This window comes from Henriciella sp., assembly GCF_029937755.1.
In the GTDB taxonomy this organism is placed as follows: domain Bacteria; phylum Pseudomonadota; class Alphaproteobacteria; order Caulobacterales; family Hyphomonadaceae; genus Henriciella.
Map to the genome: position 1 here is coordinate 63626 of NZ_JAPYPG010000007.1, position 17845 is coordinate 81470.

Consider the following 17845-nt stretch of genomic DNA (forward strand, 5'->3'; position numbering starts at 1 on the left):
CAGCTCCCCCTCAGAGCGCGATCAACTCGAACTCGAAATTGCTGGAATACTCACCCGCCAGCCCCTGCAGCGCAGCTGCCTGGGTCAGAGTGATGTCGAGCTTGGCGTTAGCGCCGCTTGAGCAGCGGAACTCCGGTTCGACAGTACCCCGAAAGACGATCTCGCCGGCGCCGCCAATCTCTAATGTTCTTTCGCGCCCATCCGGTCCACGGAACCGGACCTCATAGGTGAGGTCGTGATGGTCCGGTCCGAAGGAACCTCGCCTGCGCATGACAAGCTGAAATCGCCCGGTCGATGAGGCCACGCACATACGCTTTGATACACGTACGGCTCGCTGGCCCCTCCATTCTACACGCATCTGCTCGCTGCCGAGCATCTGCAACTCGGCCTCCAGCCCTTGCGAAGCAGTGGTCTTGGGTTCGGCCTGTGCTGTAAATGCGGCAACAGCACCAAGCGCGATACAGAAACTCGTTGCATTCCAGCGCATCGGCTTCTCCGGCGGCAAAAACAAAATGGCGGGCGGCACTTCCCTGCATGGAAAATGCCACCCGCGGGTTTGGCCGTTGCCAGCTTACGGTGCGGAGACCGTAATCGTCAGAGCACCGGTATAGGTGTCGGCGACCGTGGACAGCACTTCGCTGTTACGGAAGGTGACGGCGAGTTGCGTGTTCTCACCACCCGTGACGTTACCGCAGTCGGTATCCGTCGGACGCGGCAGACCACCGGTCGTGGTAGCGCGCGGATAGGAGGTGCCGTAGTGGATGAACTTGAACGGCGATGCGAAGTCGTCGGTGAAGGCGACCGTGAAGTCGAGCACATTGCTGCCCGAACCCAGCAGACGGAACGGATTGGCGGTGTCACCGCTCGGAGTACCCGTGATAGCGACGTTGTAGTCGCCCGTCGTGTTGACGTTCGAATACACGCAGAAACGCTGCGTTTGACGCGTATTGCCGAAGTTACTGTTCAGCGTCGCGGCATCGAGCGTGAAATCCATCACACCGTCCAGGCCGGAAATGCGGACCATTGGATCGACAGTCGCGTTGATCGTCACATCAGCAGTCGAGTCCGTGCCAAGCGAACCGCTCACCTGAGCGACAGCGCTTCCAGCCAACAGCGCGGAAGCTGCGGCAAGCATTGTCAGTTTCTTCATAGGAAAACACCCTTGTTGGTTTTGCAAAACGGAGCGTAAGAAAAACTAACTTAGCCCCACTTCATGTTAACCTTCTGTTAAGGTCAACACAACCTAAAAACCAAACTGAACAAAGGATTTTTTCCTTTATTTTCAAGAAATTATTAGCTTGTGGCGCGAGCAGGGCTCACACTTTTCCCCTGACAGGGGAAAGCATTTTCATGCACTAAAAACTAAAAAACGACAGACTTTTCTTCGTCGTTCGCACGAAGTTTGACCTTGGCGTGTAGCTGCAATGATTTCTCCTCGATTGGGATCTTCCACTGGTTGCCCGGGTGCAGTCGCCGGGTACTGACCTTGTTGCATGCCGCATCATCCGCCCCGGGCTCCTTACCAGCCGGACAAAGGTAGGCATCGTAGACAAGGGCATTAGAATTTCCGGCATTTGACAGGGTAATCGCGTCCTCTGTCCGGCTTGAATCCAACTCATACGAGGGATTGAGCGGCCTTGACGTCACCAGCACTTCGTAGGCGGTGAGGATTTTCAAGACCATTGCCCGCTCGGCCTCGAACCCCTCGGCGCGAATCTCTCCTACTTTCGGCTCAATCCGCACCCGATAGACACGGTCGCGCGACATGTCTCCACTAATCCTGATGACACGTAGCGAGCGCGACTGCCCCGGGTCCAGGATCAGACGGTTCGGCGTAACGAGAAGACCCAGTTCCTCAGGGTCCGAATAGGAGACGCGCTCCTCTTCGTCTGTGCCCGGATTAACGATCTCAACAGGATCAACGCTGATATAATAGCGCTCATCGCTCTCGTTCGCGAGTAGCAGGTCGCCTCGCGTGTCGCGTTGCTCGTCGAAATCAATCCAGAGCTTATCAATCGCAAGTTGCGCCGATGCCCCGGCCGCAATGGCACTGGCAAACAGAAAAAGGATCACTGATTTGAAAATCGCAACCAAGGTCCCACCCTGCCCCGACGTCCCACGGGGGCTCGTTTTTCACAGGGTTAAAGCAACGTTAAACAGCCCGTCAAGGGCCATCTTTCTTGAAACTGCAGGGTTATGGAGCGCCTATTGCGCGGATACCACAATATGCGTGTAGCCTTGCGATCTATCAGTTACACTCTTCCCCTTCAGAAGGGGGCTGAGGGCGAAGCTTTGCCGGACATAATTCTGCATGGCGGTCTCATCACTTGCCGTAAGGAAGGATGATCCGCCGTCGCCGGGGAAACCGACACTGACCCGCAAAGACGAACTGTTGTGCGCATACATCACGAGCGGTTGCCCGTCTTCCCCAGAGGTCTCCGGCACGCTCAACATTACGCTCGGTTCCCTGCCTGTGTAGGCGAAGGTGCTCGCAGCACTGTCCTGCTGCGCAAGCTGCAACGACTGGAAGTCGGGAATGTGAACCGAAATCGAAACTATTTGCGGCTCGGCCATTACAGGCGTGACGAAGACAGAAGACGCGGCCAGTAGAATGAGGGTCTTTTTCAACGCGGGCTCCTTCGCTGTGCAGCTTAGTGGCAGCCATTCCTATTAACCATGGTCCGGTCTGGATTGGCTGTCAGCCTCCCTATTTTCCACAAGAAAGTTTCCAAGATGCGAATATCCGCACCACACTAGCCCGTGCCCCTGCCCTTTTTTTGAGAATGCGATTGACTCGCAAAAGCGAGACGCTTAGTCGCGACTGAAACTAACAATCATTCTCAAAAATTTCTCTTCAGTGAGGGGCATATGAAATTTGCAGGACTGGCAGCGGCGCTCACATTCTCCGTCAGTGCAGGCGCACTCGCCACGGCGCAGGAAGCCGATAGCGACCAAGACACGGAAAACCGCCAGGAAACGGTGATCGTCACCGGAACGACTACTTTTGGTGCCACCAAGTCACAGACGCCGATCGTCGAGACGGCCCGCTCTCTCTCGGTCGAGACCGACGAGATGTTCATCGACAAGGGCGCGCTCAGCCTTTCGCAAGTGCTGACCTATGTGGCTGGCGTGACGGCAGAGCCCTATGGCTTCTCCACGCGTGGAGACTTCCCGCAATCGCGGGGGCTTGAACTGCCGCGCTACCGCGACTCCATCCAGGAACTGTTCGGCAGCTACAATTCCACCCGCGCCGACACCTATACGATCGAGCAGGTCGAGGTTCTGAAAGGCCCGGCCTCAGTACTCTACGGCCAAGGCTCCCCGGGCGGCATCGTCAACTATGTCTCCAAGACACCCAAGGACACGTTCGGCGGTGAGCTTCAGGCGGAAGTCGGCAATTTTGACCGCTACGAAGTTGCCGGCGATGTTACAGGCCCGGTGGCGGGCACCGACGGAAAACTGCAGTTCAGACTGGTTGGTCTCTATCGCGACACCGGCACGCAGATCGATGAGGTAGACGAGAAGACCACTGTCTTCATGCCATCCATCTCATGGCTGCCGACAGTGGATACCAAGTTCACCCTGATTGGCCTTGCCCAGGACACCGAAAGCGATACCGCCGCGCAGTTCATCCCGGTCGAAGGCACCCTCTTCCCGCTCGATGATGGCTCCTATCTCGACTGGGAAGTCTATGCCGGCGAGCCGGGCTTCAATCGCTATGACACCGAATCCCAGCAGGTGACCTTGCTCGGTGAGCATCGCATCAATGATTCGCTGATGATCGAGGGCACGGCACTATGGCGGTCGGGCGAAGCCGACTATCATCAGGCTTGGCCGCTGTTCACCGGCGCTGGCGTGTCGCGCTATCTCAATGACTTGCTGGCACTCAATCCTGCCTTGCAGGCGGCCGCAGACGCACAAGGCCTGACCTTCTCCGACACCACGGTACCGCGCACCTTCTACCAAGGTGACAATACGTTTGACCAGCTGGCTGGCGATGTGCGCCTGCGCGCTGACTTCGAGACGGGAATCCTGACGCATGAACTGCTCGCTGGCGTGCAGTACCAGGATGTCGAGACTGACAGCAACACTGCCTACTATGCCGGGGGCGGCGCGACAGCAGGCGATTTCCGCTACGTGCTCGACCTGAAGAACCCGGTCTATACCGGTGCCCCGGACCAGAGCGTGTTTGACGCGATTTACAACGATGCACCGACGCAGACCGTGAAGGATCTCGGTGTCTATGTCTCCGACCAGATTTCGCTGGGCGACTGGCGCTTCACCGCAGGCATTCGTAGCGACAATGTGGAAAACGAATCCGGTGGCGCCACACAGGATGATGATGCCATCTCCACAAGCTTCGGGGTTCTCTACCGCTTCGACAATGGCTTCGCGCCCTATGCCAGCTATTCGGAATCCTTCGAGACCGTGGTCGGAACGGACCTCGCTGGAAATCAGCTTGAGCCGGAAGAAGCCCGCCAGTACGAAGCCGGTTTCAAGTATGAGCCGCGCGGTATTCCGGGCCTGATCACAGCGGCCTATTATGATATCGAGATATCGAACCTTCCGAACCCGAGCAGCTTGCCAGGCGATGCCGCACAGCAGCAAGGCGTGTCTAAACTGAAGGGCTTCGAGGTCGAAGGACGGCTTCAGCTTGACGACTTCTTTGTCCAGGCTGCGGCGTCTACAATCGATGCAGAAGATCCGAATGGCTTCAAACTTGCGGCCGTCCCGGAGACCCAGGCTTCATTCTGGACCACCTGGCGGCCAAGCGGTGTGCTGGAAGGCTTCAAGGCCGGGGCCGGTATCCGCTATGTCGGTGAAACGGTCTCGGAGAACGGCACCGTACGCTATGTCACGCCGGACTACACGCTGGGTGACCTGATGGTCGGCTATGAGTGGGATCAGTGGGACCTTGCAGTCAATGCCCGCAACGTGACCGATGAGGAATACCTCACCGGTTGTCTGACGCGTGGCGATTGTTTCCCGGGGCTACGCCGCACGGTCGTGGCAAATCTCCGCTACAAGTTCTGATCGGCGAGGGGCGAGGCAGATGACAGCCATCGACTGGGTCATGATGACGGTCGCCGGACTGAGTGGTCTGGTGGGCCTCGCCCTGCTCTATTCGTGCTGGAAGCGCCCAGGTCAGCCAACCTTGCTGGCAGGCGGGTGGGGCCTGCTGACAGTATCGGTCCTGCTGGCCTTCTTCGCCAATGGAGACCGGGGCATCGCGCAGGCAAGCGTGATTCTCATGGCCGGCGCGACCGCTGTCTTCTGTATTCCACTCCTGCGGGGGATCGCACCGCCTGTGGCGACAAGGCGTACGCGTCAACATACCGGGACACCAAAGGAAGGCCATCCGATCAGGAAGGGACTTTCCTGCGTCTGGACCTTTCTTGTGACCGGGCCACTTGCTGGCGTCATCGCCCTCCTGGCGTCCGCCGCCCTGTTCAAGCTGATCCGCCCGACCGATGGCAATCCGGCAACGGCAGGTGTGATTGCCATCATCGCTGCCGTCTTGATCTGGGCGATGGTCTCGGTCCTGCTGCTCATCGAACCACGTACTGGCCGGCGCTCTGCCTATGCTGGCCTGGCCCTGGCTGTCACCGCGGCCATCGCCTTTATCTGAGGGAGAGGACATGGCGTCTTCCATCTGGCCAAAATCGAGCAAAGCGCGGGTCGACCGGTCGCTGTCGGCCCACTCCGTCATGGGGCTGGTGATCAGCGCCGTGCTCTTCATTGTCTGCCTGAGCGGCGCAGTCGCCGTCTTCGAGGACGAGATCGGCTGGTGGGAAAACCCGGTTTCCGAGCCGATCCAGACCGTCTCTCCTGAAACCGCTCAGGCCACAGCCGAAAGTGTCATCGCCGCCCAGCCGGAAACGACGCATCTCTATCTCTATCTCCCACGCTCGAACTGGCCGCGTTATGTTGCTGGCGGCGATGACGGACTTCAGACCGCAAACGCTTCCGGCGATCTCACCGGCGAGTACGAGACGCCGTGGAACGACTTCCTCATCCACCTGCACTACTATCTCAACCTGCCGACCAGTTTTGGCATGATCATCGTCGCGATCCTTGGTGTGATGCTGGTGGCAATGGTTATTTCGGGCTTCCTCGCCCATCCGCGCATTTTTCGCGACGCGTTCCGCTTTCGCCGCAAGGGACAGCCACGGCTTGTCCAGGCGGACCTTCACAATCGTCTCAGCGTCTGGACCGCCCCGTTCACCATCATAGTGGCCGCAACCGGCGCGATGATCGGGCTTTTCTCAGTCGTCGCACTGGTCCTGGCCCAAACGAGTTTCGATGGCGATACGCGCGTTCTGGCAGAGGCCGTCTTCGGAACGGAGCCTGCGCCGGACGCCACGCCGGCGGAGTTGGCCAATATCGCCACAGCACTTGCCGCCATGCCGGAAATCGCCCCGGAAGCCGACCCATTCCTCGCCATCATTCATGACCCGGGCACAGCCGGTCAGCACATCACTATCTATGGCGAGCATCATGACCGCCTGAGCTATGGCGAGACCTATGAATTCGACGGGGCCGGCACCTTCACCGGAACGGGCGGGAATACCGATGGCACGGCTGGCCAGCAAATCGCCATGTCCACCTACCGGCTCCACTTCGGCGATTTTGGCGGGCTAGCGATGAAGCTCGCCTACTGGGTGTTCGGCGTGGCGCTGTGCATCATCATCGCTGCCGGTCTGAACATCTATTTCCTCAAGCGCGCCGAAAGCGGACGGCCAATGCCGCGCCTGGCATCGGCTTGGTCGGCGCTTGTCTGGGGGAGTCCTGCCCTCCTCGGCCTGACGCTGACAGTGAGCCTGCTTGGCCTTGGCGGCATAGGGCTGACGGCGGTCTTCTGGCTCGGTACGCTGGCGCTTTGCATCGGCGGTCTCTTCATTGCGGATGCGCAGCGGACAGGGCGCCTGTCCCGCCTCCTGCTGGTCGTGAGCCTTGCTGCGGGTATCATTGTGCACATCGCCCGCTTCAGTGGCAGCTATGACAATCTTTACGTCCTGCTGGTGACCCTTGGTCTGGGCCTGACGGCCGTCGGCTTCATCGCCGCGTCCCTTGGACTTCGGCCAAGCACCCAGCGAGTGCAGCCCAGCCGGGCCAACTCTTGAAGCCCACAAAAAAAGCGGAGCCGGTGAGACCGGCTCCGCTCATGATTTCGCTGATGCCCCGATTTATTCTCCGGGCGTCTCCGCGCCGGCACCGACATCCATATCCGTCGCTCCGGACGCTTCGCCCGGCACACCGAAACCACGATCACGCATCAGCGCGTTGGTGTCCGGCGCGTGGCCGCGGAATTCCTTGTAGGCCTCTGACGGATCGATCGTATTGCCGACTGACAGGATCCACTTCTGGAATTTCGCCGCGGTTTCCTTGTCATAAGGGCCGCCCGCTTCCTCAAAAGCTTCCCAGGCATCGGCGCTGAACGTATCGGCCCAGAGATAGGCATAATAGCCGGCCGCATAGCCTTCACCGGAGAAGACGTGTGCGAATTGGGGCATGCGGTGGCGCATCGGAAGCTCTTCCGGCATGCCAAGGCTGTCGAGCGTCTCGCGTTCAAACGTATCTGCATCGAAGCCGGTGAAATCAGTCATCGTATGCAGTTTCATGTCCACCAGGGCGCTGGCGAGATACTCCGTCGTGTCGAAGCCCTGGCGCGCATTGGCGGCGCGTTCGATCTTGTCGACCAGCTCCTGCGGGATCGGCTCGCCGGTTTCCACATGCAAGGCATAGCGCTGGAGCACTTCCGGTGTAGGCAGCCAGTTTTCGTGCACCTGGCTCGGGAACTCGACATAGTCGCGCGGCACCGCCGTCCCCGACAGGGATGGATAGGTGACGTTCGAGTTCAGGCCATGCAGGGCGTGGCCAAATTCGTGGAAAAGCGTGCTGGCGTCATCCCAGGAAATCAGGATCGGTTCGCCTTCGGCGCCTTCCACGAAATTCGAATTGTTGGACACGATCGGCGTGGTGTAGCCATTGATATTGTCCTGCGTGCGATACGCATTCATCCACGCGCCGGACCGCTTGCCCGAACGGGCATAGGGGTCGAAGTACCACAGGCCGACATGCTCGCCGTCGCGAAGCACTTCCCAGACACGAACGTCCTCATGGAAAACCGGTACATTGTCCACCGGCTGGAACTCGAAGCCGTAGAGTTCACCGGCCATCCAGAACATGCCTTCCCGAAGGTTCTCAAGCTGGAGGTATTGCTTCACCTCTTCGGAATCGAAATCGTATTCCGCCTGGCGGACCTTCTCGGCATAGTAGCGATAGTCCCACGGCGCGATGGTGATGTCGGCGCCTTCAGCATCTGCGATCTCCTGCATCGCGGCGACTTCGGAATCGACCTTGGCCTTGGCAGCCGGCCAGACCTTCATCATCAGGTCCATCGCGGCGTCCGGCGTTTTGGCGACGGCTTTCTCGATCGACCAGGCCGCATAGTTGTCGTAGCCCAGCAGCGCCGAACGCTCGGCGCGCAGCTTCATGATGTCCGCGATGACCTGATTATTGTCATACGCGTCGCCATTGTCGCCGCGATTGTAATAGGTCCGCCAGACCTCCTCGCGCAGCGCACGGTTGTCGGAGTAGGTCAGGAACGGGTCCATGGAGGACCGGGTATTGAGGATGGCATAGTCGCCGCCCTCATTGTCCCGCGACCCCGCGGCCGACTTTGCAGCACTGATGACCGATTGCGGCAGACCGGAAAGCTCCTCCTCCGTTAGCCAGGTAACATAAGCCTCCTCGTCATGGAGGAGATTGTTGGAGAAGGTCGTGTAGAGTGAGGCGAGCTCCTGATTGATCTCCGCCACGCGGGACTTGTCGGCTTCGTCCAGGCCAGCTCCGGCACGGGTGAAGTCGGTATAGTAATCCCAGACAAGACGCTGCTGTTCAGGCGTCAACGCGTCGAAATCCTCGCCATTGTAGATCGCATCGATGCGGGCGAAGAGGTCAGCGTTCTGGTAGAGGGAATCCTGGAAGGCGGCGAGCTTCGGAGCAACTTCACGCTGGACGGCCTGAACCTCCGGACCACTCAGATTCGACGCCCAGATGCCATAAACAGTGGACACGCGCATGATTTCTCCGGCGCCCTCCTCCAGTGGAAGGATCGTGTTCTCGAAGGTCGGTTCAGCGGTCTGTGAGACTGTCTCGTCGATGCCTTCCTGCGCGGTCTCAATGGCAGCTTCGAGCGCAGGCTGGAACATTGAGACCTCAACCTTGTCGAATGGTGGCACACCACCATAAGGCCCATCCCAGTCAGCCAGCAGGATCTTCCAGTCGGCGTCGGCCTTCATCTCAGCCATCTCGTTATCATCAGACGTATCAGCTGCAGACTGCCCTGCAGCGATCTGCGCCTCTCCTGAATCGAGGCTGTCCTGCGTCGTGGTGCATGCGGCAACCGCCGTCAGGGCAAGCGCAGAGGCGCCAATGAATAGAGTGGACTTCATGGATCGAATCTCCCGGTCTGGATGCAGCGCCGGCGGGACAGATCACTGCCGGCGGGATGGTTTCATCAACAACTGTCAGGACGGAATAGCACCCGTTGGTCATGCGCGTCCAATGACTTGCTGCCGCACGACGAAGTGACTGCCTCTCATACGCTTGGGTGCCGTGCGCTGCACGACTGGCGAATAAGGATCAATCAGGGGCCGCACCCGGCTTCTCCGCGAAGCCCCCCAGGATCGGCTACTAAACTGGTTAATGTCCAAGCATTCCTGCCCGCCCTCGCGCCACTCAGTTGAGGTCAAACCCGGTCCTCACTCCGCATGCCGAGTGTTATAAAACATTGATTTGAGGCTGTAGCCCCGCAGCAGTAACCCCTCCTCCGCTCCCTGACAAAGGAGTTCCACTAGAGGGGAAACCTATGAAAAATAAATATGTCTATGCGACTGCGGTCGCAGCAATTGGCATGTCCAGCAACCTCCTAGCACTGGCACAAGATCAGCCTACGAACAAAATTGAAAAGGAATACAAGCTTGAACAGGTGCTCGTCACCACCCAGAAGCAGCAACAAACGCTGATTGATGTTCCGATCAACGTCTCGGTCGCCGATCAGGCGCTTATCGACAAACTCGGCGCCGATGACATTGAGGATCTGAGCAACTTTGTTCCAGGCCTTAACGTCCAGGCGCAAAGTTTGAACGCACCGAGCTATTCGCTGCGGGGCGTTGTTTCCGACAGCGGCACGCCGCGCGTCGCCCTCTTCCAGAACGGCGTCGCCATCGGCAATCCGGGTTACGGCAGCAATCTCGCCATTTACGACATGGAACGCGTCGAAGTGGTCAAGGGCCCGCAAGCCACACTGTTCGGCCAGGGCGCTCTCGTGGGTGGTATCAACTTCATCCAGAACCATGCCTCGCTTGCTGGCAATGAGGGTGAACTGACGCTTGAAGGCGGTGACTACAGCTTCTTCCGTGGCGAGGGTCACTACAATTATGCCGTCAATGACACGCTCGCCTTCCGCCTTGCCGCACAGGTCAAACGGATGGATGGGTATGTGCCCAACACAGCTAACTCTCCTGACCTGATGGGGCAGGATACAACGGCCGCCCGCGCAGCCATGCGCTGGGCACCGACCTCCAGGCTCACCGCTGACCTGTGGGTGAATGTCCAGGAAGACGACTCAACCGGTACGCAGTTCACCTCTGGCTTCTTCCCTGTGAATGGCCGCGTCGACCCGTTTGGGCCGACGGCGATGAATATCAATGCCGACCAGCCACGCGAGAAGCTCGGCAATGACCGCGATCTCTTCTACGTCACGGCCAATGTCGAGTACGACCTGAACGACGCGTGGTCGCTCACCTCGCTGACCGACTATCGCAATCTCATCTCCAAGGAAGCATGGGACTCCGACGGGGCTGCCTTCAATCTGCTGCAATTCTACCAGGCGCGTAAGGCCAACACGTTCAGCCAGGAACTCCGCCTGAACTATGATGCCGGCGGGAAGCTTTCGGCCTTCTTCGGCGGCAATTACTTCACCATCAGCGGCAGGGACCGGCTGCTCTTCTCGACCGATGAGGCCTATGCCCAGTCACTGTTTGCACCTGACCTTGCTGCAGGCGCTGGTTTGACCGTCGAACAGGCGGCCTTCCTGCTTGCCCAGGCCGGCGTACCGGGTGGCGAGAACTTCGGAAGCTTCGACAATCCGCTGCAATACTCAGCGCTTGCCGCGCTTGTCCTGAACCAGCTCGTACCGCTCTATGGTGAGCATCTGGAACAGCAGATATCGACGGATGACCGCGACACGTATGACCTCTTCGGAGACGTCACCTATGCCGTCACCGACCGGCTCGAGCTGACAGCGGGCCTGCGCTACACGAAGGAAGACCTTGCAGCCAGTACGGGCGGCACTGTTCTGAAATCAAACCCCTTCCTCGGCGGTCTAAACGGCGTGACCCTTTCGCCAAGCCTCCTGCTCAGCGGCGATACACTCAACACACGCGTTTCGGCTTCGGAAGAGACCGATGGCGCCTTCACCTGGCGTCTCAATGCCTCGTACCGCCTGTCGGACAATATCAATACCTGGCTTGCCTATGGCCGGGGCCGGCGCCCGGAAGTGCTTTCTGCCTCAGGGGCAAACTATGCTGTGATCGATGCGGAAACGCTGGACAATATCGAGGCGGGTCTTTTCGGCCGCTTCTTCGATGAGCGCCTACAGCTGACCAGCTCGATCTACTATGGTCAGTACAAGGATTTCCAAACGACGCGATTTGACCCGATCCAGGGCATTTTCATCACGGAGAATTCGGGCAATGCCACCCAGTATGGCTTCGAGTTCGATGGGCAGGCCCTGCTCAGTGACAATGTCCGCCTGCTGGCCACCTACGCCTTCACACACTCAGAGTATGACGACGAGGACGACGACGGCAATCCGCTCCAGTTCGCCGGCAATAGCTTCCGCCTGAGCCCGGAGCACAGCTTCTCGCTCGCTTCGGAAATCACCATCCCTGTCGGCCAGTACGGCGATGTCTCCATTGTGCCCATCTACGTCTGGAAGGATGATCACTTCTTCGAAGACGACAATGGATACGACTATGTCGCCGACGGCAATGGCGGATTCGACCGTGTGCCCGAAATGTATCCTGATGGCACCGTTGTCCAAGAGTATCAGGAGGCCTATGGGATCGCCAATCTGCGCGGTGGTTTCGATGCCGCGGACGGGCGCTGGGGCGTCTACGCAGTTGGAGAGAACCTCTTTGATGAGGAATACCTGATCGACGTCGGCAATACCGGCGGCGCCTTCGGCCTTCACACTATCATTCGCGGCAAGCCGCAAATGTTCAAAGCCGGCGCCTATGTAAGGTTCTAGCCCGGGCAACACCCCCGGGGCGGGTTCGCCGCCCCGGGGGCTTTCAATTCATCTCCACACGGATGACTTTCATGAAAAAACTGATTGTGATCGCCTCTCTCGCCATGATGGCGTGCGCAGCCCCGACACCCACCGACTCCCAGATCGCTGGGCCATCCTCTACCGAAACCAAAACGATGGGCTTCAGCACGCTAACGGGCGAACCGCCCATTATCATTGCGCATCGCGGCGCCAGTGGTCTCTATCCTGAACACACCGCCAAGGCGTATCTGGCGGCAATGGAACAGGGCGCCGATTTCATCGAGCCCGATCTCGCCATGACCAAGGATGGCATCCTGATCGCAAGCCATGATGCCTACCTCTCGGACACGACCAACGTGGCTGACCATCCGGAATTCGCTGACCGGAAGGTCACACGCAAGACACCGCTCGGCGAGCGTGAGGACTGGTGGACGGATGATTTTACCCTGGCCGAGATCAAGACCCTGAAGGCACGCCAGCGCGTCGCCGGCCGCAGCCAGGAATACAATGACCTGTACGACATTCTGACCTTCAACGAAGTGCTGGACCTAGTCATCGCGCAAGATGCCGTTGGCCGGACTGTTGGTCTCCACATCGAAGCAAAGTGGCCGAGCTATTTCTCCTCGGTTGGTCTCGACATGGTCGATCCTATCCTTGAGGCCCTCGACCGCAAGGGCATCAGGGGGGCCGGTATCCCGGTCTATATCCAGTGTTTTGAACCTCAATTCCTTGAGCAGATGGCAGAGAAGAGTGACCTGCCGCTGATCCAGAATCTCGTCGGCCCGCCCTATGCGGCCCTACTGGGCATGGATCTCAAGCTCGAGGACATTCACACAACCGGCGTTGGCGCAAACAAGACGCTAATTCTGTCCGAGGACGGATCAGTGACGGACTATGTGGACCGAGCCCACGAGCAGGGCCTTCTGGTTCATGTCTACACCGTGCGCGACGACGCACCGGCACCGGGCTTTGACAGCGCCGATGCGGAACTGAAGGCGCTTTTCGGCGCTGGCGTGGATGGCGTCTGGACCGACTATCCCGCAACCGCGCTCAAGGTTCGCGACGGGGAATAAGATCCCCTTTTCATTCTGGGTGCAGCCAGGCGCAAACTGTTCTGGTTGCACCTTTTGCAATAATTGAAACCTTTCAACGCACCCCGTGTCGACAACAGGAACCGCCCCCCTTTAAGCTGTCAGAAATTGCTGATGGAGATGTGGATGCGTTTTGCTGGTTTTAGTCTTGCTGTGGTCCTGCTCGCAGCCTGTCAGGTCACGAGCGACGCCCCTCCCGCTGCGGCACAGGCCACGTCCTCCGACACGCCGGCTCCGGAAATCACCAGTCTTGATGGCTTCATCGACCTCAAGGTCAACACATCCGAGAACAAGATTCTCGCTACATTGCCTGCGCCGAATGAGGACGGCATCCTCCTGCGCATGATCCATAGCGTCCGGCTGAGCGCCGGTCTTGGCTCCAACCCGGTCGGCCTTGATCGAGGCTGGGGCAGCAGCGGGGAGATCATGATCTTCCGCAAGATGGGTGACCGGGTCATCCTCGAAGTCGAGAACCAGACCTACCGTGCCGATCCGCAAAACCCGCTCGAAGCCCGAGCGGTCAGCGAGAGTTTCGCCAATTCCTTCGTCGGCAGCGCTGAGATCACCTCCGAAGACGACGGCATTACCTTCGACCTTACCGACTATCTCACCAGTGACAGCCTCAACCTTGTGCAGCACCTGAAGGACAGCGAGCAGGGTGAATTCTCGATCGCAGAGGAACGCACACTGGTCGATACGTCAAAGGTGTTCGCCTTCCCGGACAATGTCGAGATTGATGTTTTCCTGACCCTGAGCAGCGACGATCCTGGGCGCGAAGTCTCCACAACGGCAGCAAATGGCCGTGATGCCACACTCGTTCAGCACCACTCTTTCGTGCGTCTTCCTGAGGAGGGCTATACGCCGCTCCCTTCTGACCCACGCGCCGGGGTGATCGATGAGGTTCATTATGATTACAGCGCCAGCCTGTCCGAGCCTGTCGAGACACGCCTTGCCCGTCGTTACCGGCTGGAGAAAAATGCGGCTGGCGAGACAGTTGATCCGATCGTTTTCTACATTGATCCGGGCGCGCCCAAGCCGATCCAGGATGCCCTGCTCGACGGAGCCCGCTGGTGGGGGGATGCCTTCGCGACCGCCGGATACCCTGATGGCTATCGCGTAGAGATTCTGCCAGAGGACGCGCATCCGCTGGATATCCGTTACAATGTCGTCCAGTGGGTGCACCGCCAGACGCGCGGCTGGTCCTATGGCGGCGGCATCTCCGATCCGCGCACAGGCGAAATGCTCAAAGGTCACGTTATCCTGGGCTCGCTGCGCGTACGTCAGGACCGAATGATTTTCGAGGGCCTGGCCGGGACATCGAAAACGGGGACGGGGCAGCCGGAAGACCCTGTTGAACTGGCACTCGCACGTATCCGCCAGCTATCAGCTCACGAGATCGGCCATGCTCTCGGCTTCGCGCACAATTTCGCGGCCAGCACATACGGCAAAGGCTCGGTGATGGATTACCCCGCCCCCGATGTGCGCGTGTCCAATGGCGATCTCGACTTCAGTCAGGTCTATGGTGTCGGTATTGGTGAGTGGGACAAGTTTACCGCCACCTGGCTCTATGGCGACCTGACCAGGGCGGAACGTGACCAGCTTGTGCTGGATGCCCGTTCTGACGGCCTGATCTATGTCGCCGACGAGGACGCGCGCAGCCCGGCCACCGGCCATCCTTTAGGGAATATCTGGGATAATGGGCCCGATCCTGTCGCGGCGCTGAACGAAACGATGCGGGTTCGCCGTATCGGCCTCGACAATTTTGGACGCGACCGCGTGCGCGAAGGCGAGCCGGTTGCCGACCTCAACAAGGTGATCGTGCCGATCTATCTCTATCACCGCTATCAGACGGCCGCCGCCGCGAAGCTGATCGGCGGGATGAGCTTCAATTACAGCCTACGAGGTGACGGCCAGCCGGGCGCCGAGATCGTCCGGCCAGCCCGCCAGCGCGCGGCCCTCGACGCAGTTCTGCAGACAATCGATCCGGCAGCACTGGATCTCAGCGATGAAGTACTCGACCTGCTGACGCCGTCCGTGGCGAACTACACGCTCGCCGACAATGACCGGGAACTGTTTGCGGGCACCGCCTCTCCAGCTTTCGATGTGACGTCTGCGGCCGATACAGCTGCGGCGATGACATTTGGCATCCTGCTCGCGCCGGAACGTGTCGCGCGGCTAATCGAGTTCAACCGTCGTGATGCCCGCAATCCGGGTGCGCAGGCCATGTTCTCAAACATCCAGACCCATGTCCTGAGCAATCCGGACTCATCACGCGGCCGCGTGCTCGCCGAAGCCGTTCGCGCCCGTTATGCTTTCTCACTCATGGGCCTCGCCAAGGCCGATACGACGACAGGCGTCAAGTCCGCGACGCAAGCCGCACTGAAAGCCTATTCGTCAGCATTGATGGGGCTTGGCAGAGACCATTCGACCTGGCTCAGCGGTCGGATCGATGCGTTTCTGGACGATCCGCAAGCCTTTGACGTACCGGCCGCAGAAGCAAAGCCGCTTCCGCCCGGCGGCCCGATCGGCATGGGCCCGTATGAGACCTGCTGGCACTGTGACATTCCTTGAAGGACCGGAAATTTCCAAGCGCCACTAATATGGCGTCTGGAGGGAAAGATCATCGGCGCCATGCTCCACCACAGAGTAGCGAACCTGGCGGAACAGGGCCACTTCTTCGCCAAGTGAGGAAGGGGCCGGGCTAGCCGGATCAGGCTGCGAAATAATGAGCCGGTCAAGCGTCAGCCCTCGCGCCGATAATGCATCTATGGCCGTAAGGGTGTGGGAGACAGCCCCCAGATAGGGCGCGGCAACCAGAATGACCGGCAGACCAAGATCTGCCATGAAATCAATCTGTAGCGCTGAATCGGTAAGAGGTGACATCACCCCGCCCGCGCCCTCTACAAGGCAGTAATCCGTAGTTGCGCTGGCAAGACGCTCACGCGTGAAGCGGAGGATGGCTTGGTAGTCCTGCTTCACGCCCGCCTGCCGCATGGCGACATTTGGTGCCAGCGGCGCTTCGAAGCGGTGCAGGCAAATACGGGAAACCGTTTCGGGGTCCACTGCTGTTCCGCAGGCGGCAAGTAACTGGCCGGCATCAGACACCTTGAGCTCTTTTTCCCCAAAACCGCTCATCACGGGCTTCAAGGCATGAACGGCGTGGCCCGCCTGACGCCATCCTCGCAGGAGGGTGCCGCTTACATAGGTCTTGCCGATCTCGGTGCCGATGGCTGTAACAAAGTAGGCTTTCATGCCGCCATCACCGCGCTCAAGGCTTTGCTCAGCCTGCGGACATCTTCTTCGGAATGGCCTGATGCGAAGGTGACCCGCAAACGTGATGTGCCTTCTGGCACGGTAGGCGGTCGGATAGCTGTAACGAGATAGCCCTCCGCTTCCAGCGCGGCTGAAATTGTCATCGCGCGCGCTTCCTCGCCAACGATAACGGGCACAATGACGCTATCCGGAGGTGGCAGATCCAGCAACTGGCAGAACAGCGCGGCATTCGCCTTGGCCTGTGCGGCGCGTTGGGGCTCGGCATGCATGATGTCGAGCGCAGTTATGGCGGCAGCGAGGATCGGCGCTGGCAGCCCTGTCGTATAGACGAGACTTCTAGCTCGGCTGACCAGCATATCAATGACCGGCGCTGGCGCACAGACGTAACCGCCATAAGCCCCCGCAGCTTTCGACAAGGTTCCCATCTGGATCAGCGCCGGATTGGGCTTTTCCATTATTCCGAGACCATGTGCGTCATCGCTCATCAGCCAGGCATCATGACGCTCGCAAAGTGCGGCCAGCTCTTCGAGAGGGGCGAGATCACCGTCCATCGAGAAGACGGTCTCGGTGAGCAAGAGAATTTGGCCGGTGGCTTCCTGCATAAGTTCGGCAGCATGGCTCACATCATTGTGCCGGAAAACACGGATTTCCGCCCCTGACAGGCGTGCGCCAGCATGCATGCAGGAATGCGAAAACTCATCCAGCAGGATGGTATCGTTCCTGCCGACCAGCGCCGGAATCGTACCGATATTGGCGAGATAGCCAGACCCGAAGACAAGGCAGGCCTCCATGCCCTTCATCGCAGCCAGGCGCTGTTCCAGGACGCTATTGAGCGGACAGTCCCCGGTGATCAACCGTGAAGCCCCTGCCCCGACACCGTAATGCCGGGCCGCCTCGCAGGCCGCATGAATGAGCCGTGGATCGCAGGACAGTGAGAGATAATCATTGTCGCAAAAGGAAATGAGGTCACGGCCCGCCCGGCTTGCACGAGCGTCGGTCGCGCGATGCGTCGGCCTCAAGACCCGGTGCTGCCCTGCGGCCCGAAGCCGCTCCAGCCGCGCCTCGGCATGGCGTGTCAGTCGCCCTAAAGAACTCATGAAGTGGCGTATCCTCGAATTCGTCTCGCGCATGTCCTACTGAC

13 protein-coding genes are annotated in these 17845 nt (G+C 59.4%); 6 read left to right on the top strand and 7 right to left on the bottom strand.

Annotated features, from left to right (window positions below; genetic code table 11):
* Positions 1-10: 10 nt before the first annotated feature.
* From Q1K29_RS14700 to Q1K29_RS14715, 4 genes are all read right to left on the bottom strand, one after another.
* Entirely contained in the window at positions 11-487 is a 477-nt protein-coding gene (locus Q1K29_RS14700) for a hypothetical protein (RefSeq protein ID WP_300395833.1), read from the bottom strand.
* A gap of 84 nt (positions 488-571) precedes the next feature.
* Complete coding sequence (locus Q1K29_RS14705; RefSeq protein ID WP_300395834.1) at positions 572-1150, bottom strand: hypothetical protein; 579 nt, start codon at positions 1148-1150, stop codon at positions 572-574.
* A gap of 212 nt (positions 1151-1362) precedes the next feature.
* Positions 1363-2094, bottom strand: coding sequence for a hypothetical protein (locus tag Q1K29_RS14710; RefSeq protein ID WP_300395835.1), 732 nt, complete (start codon positions 2092-2094; stop codon positions 1363-1365).
* Between the two features lie 111 nt (positions 2095-2205).
* Positions 2206-2628 (bottom strand): hypothetical protein, encoded by a 423-nt coding sequence (locus Q1K29_RS14715; protein WP_300395836.1) that lies wholly within the window; start codon positions 2626-2628, stop codon positions 2206-2208.
* Between the two features lie 240 nt (positions 2629-2868).
* Between Q1K29_RS14715 and Q1K29_RS14720 the strand changes: the two genes are divergently transcribed.
* From Q1K29_RS14720 to Q1K29_RS14730, 3 genes are read left to right on the top strand one after another with little or no spacing between them, the layout of a single operon-like run.
* Positions 2869-5034 carry a TonB-dependent siderophore receptor gene (locus Q1K29_RS14720; protein WP_300395837.1) on the top strand — a complete coding sequence of 722 codons (2166 nt, stop codon included), beginning with the start codon at positions 2869-2871 and terminating at the stop codon, positions 5032-5034.
* 19 nt (positions 5035-5053) lie between these two features.
* A complete protein-coding gene (locus tag Q1K29_RS14725) occupies positions 5054-5629 on the top strand; it encodes a hypothetical protein (protein ID WP_300395838.1) in 576 nt (191 codons plus the stop codon).
* A 10-nt stretch (positions 5630-5639) separates the two neighbouring features.
* Positions 5640-7124, top strand: a complete 1485-nt coding sequence (locus tag Q1K29_RS14730; RefSeq protein ID WP_300395839.1) for a PepSY-associated TM helix domain-containing protein — start codon at positions 5640-5642, stop codon at positions 7122-7124.
* A gap of 63 nt (positions 7125-7187) precedes the next feature.
* Here Q1K29_RS14730 and Q1K29_RS14735 read toward each other — a convergent pair whose 3' ends face one another.
* The gene (locus Q1K29_RS14735) at positions 7188-9458 is read right to left on the bottom strand and encodes a M3 family metallopeptidase (protein WP_300395840.1); all 2271 of its coding nucleotides are present in this window, start codon (positions 9456-9458) and stop codon (positions 7188-7190) included.
* A gap of 416 nt (positions 9459-9874) precedes the next feature.
* Here Q1K29_RS14735 and Q1K29_RS14740 point away from each other — a divergent pair, with 416 nt between their 5' ends.
* The 3 genes from Q1K29_RS14740 to Q1K29_RS14750 all read left to right on the top strand — a co-directional run bounded on the left by Q1K29_RS14740 (position 9875) and on the right by Q1K29_RS14750 (position 16002).
* Positions 9875-12319, top strand: a complete 2445-nt coding sequence (locus tag Q1K29_RS14740; RefSeq protein ID WP_300395841.1) for a TonB-dependent receptor — start codon at positions 9875-9877, stop codon at positions 12317-12319.
* A gap of 71 nt (positions 12320-12390) precedes the next feature.
* Entirely contained in the window at positions 12391-13413 is a 1023-nt protein-coding gene (locus Q1K29_RS14745) for a glycerophosphodiester phosphodiesterase family protein (protein WP_300395842.1), read from the top strand.
* A 144-nt stretch (positions 13414-13557) separates the two neighbouring features.
* Positions 13558-16002 carry a zinc-dependent metalloprotease gene (locus Q1K29_RS14750; protein ID WP_300395843.1) on the top strand — a complete coding sequence of 815 codons (2445 nt, stop codon included), beginning with the start codon at positions 13558-13560 and terminating at the stop codon, positions 16000-16002.
* Positions 16003-16026: 24 nt separating this feature from the next.
* Here Q1K29_RS14750 and bioD read toward each other — a convergent pair whose 3' ends face one another.
* Together bioD and Q1K29_RS14760 are read right to left on the bottom strand one after the other, a co-directional pair.
* Positions 16027-16683 (bottom strand): dethiobiotin synthase, encoded by a 657-nt coding sequence (gene bioD, locus Q1K29_RS14755; protein ID WP_300395844.1) that lies wholly within the window; start codon positions 16681-16683, stop codon positions 16027-16029.
* Positions 16680-17801 (bottom strand): 8-amino-7-oxononanoate synthase, encoded by a 1122-nt coding sequence (locus tag Q1K29_RS14760; RefSeq protein ID WP_300395845.1) that lies wholly within the window; start codon positions 17799-17801, stop codon positions 16680-16682. The genes bioD and Q1K29_RS14760 overlap by 4 nt, the downstream gene beginning before the upstream one ends.
* Positions 17802-17845 lie beyond the last annotated feature (44 nt).

Excerpts from the sequence above, each read along its gene's own strand:
- Q1K29_RS14700 (WP_300395833.1), bottom strand. The coding sequence starts at position 487 with ATGCGCTGGAATGCAACGAGTTTCTGTATCGCGCTTGGTGCTGTTGCC.
- Q1K29_RS14705 (WP_300395834.1), bottom strand. The coding sequence starts at position 1,150 with ATGAAGAAACTGACAATGCTTGCCGCAGCTTCCGCGCTGTTGGCTGGA.
- Q1K29_RS14720 (WP_300395837.1), top strand. The coding sequence starts at position 2,869 with ATGAAATTTGCAGGACTGGCAGCGGCGCTCACATTCTCCGTCAGTGCA.
- Q1K29_RS14725 (WP_300395838.1), top strand. The coding sequence starts at position 5,054 with ATGACAGCCATCGACTGGGTCATGATGACGGTCGCCGGACTGAGTGGT.
- Q1K29_RS14730 (WP_300395839.1), top strand. The coding sequence starts at position 5,640 with ATGGCGTCTTCCATCTGGCCAAAATCGAGCAAAGCGCGGGTCGACCGG.
- Q1K29_RS14735 (WP_300395840.1), bottom strand. The coding sequence starts at position 9,458 with ATGAAGTCCACTCTATTCATTGGCGCCTCTGCGCTTGCCCTGACGGCG.
- Q1K29_RS14740 (WP_300395841.1), top strand. The coding sequence starts at position 9,875 with ATGAAAAATAAATATGTCTATGCGACTGCGGTCGCAGCAATTGGCATG.
- Q1K29_RS14745 (WP_300395842.1), top strand. The coding sequence starts at position 12,391 with ATGAAAAAACTGATTGTGATCGCCTCTCTCGCCATGATGGCGTGCGCA.
- Q1K29_RS14750 (WP_300395843.1), top strand. The coding sequence starts at position 13,558 with ATGCGTTTTGCTGGTTTTAGTCTTGCTGTGGTCCTGCTCGCAGCCTGT.
- bioD (WP_300395844.1), bottom strand. The coding sequence starts at position 16,683 with ATGAAAGCCTACTTTGTTACAGCCATCGGCACCGAGATCGGCAAGACC.
- Q1K29_RS14760 (WP_300395845.1), bottom strand. The coding sequence starts at position 17,801 with ATGAGTTCTTTAGGGCGACTGACACGCCATGCCGAGGCGCGGCTGGAG.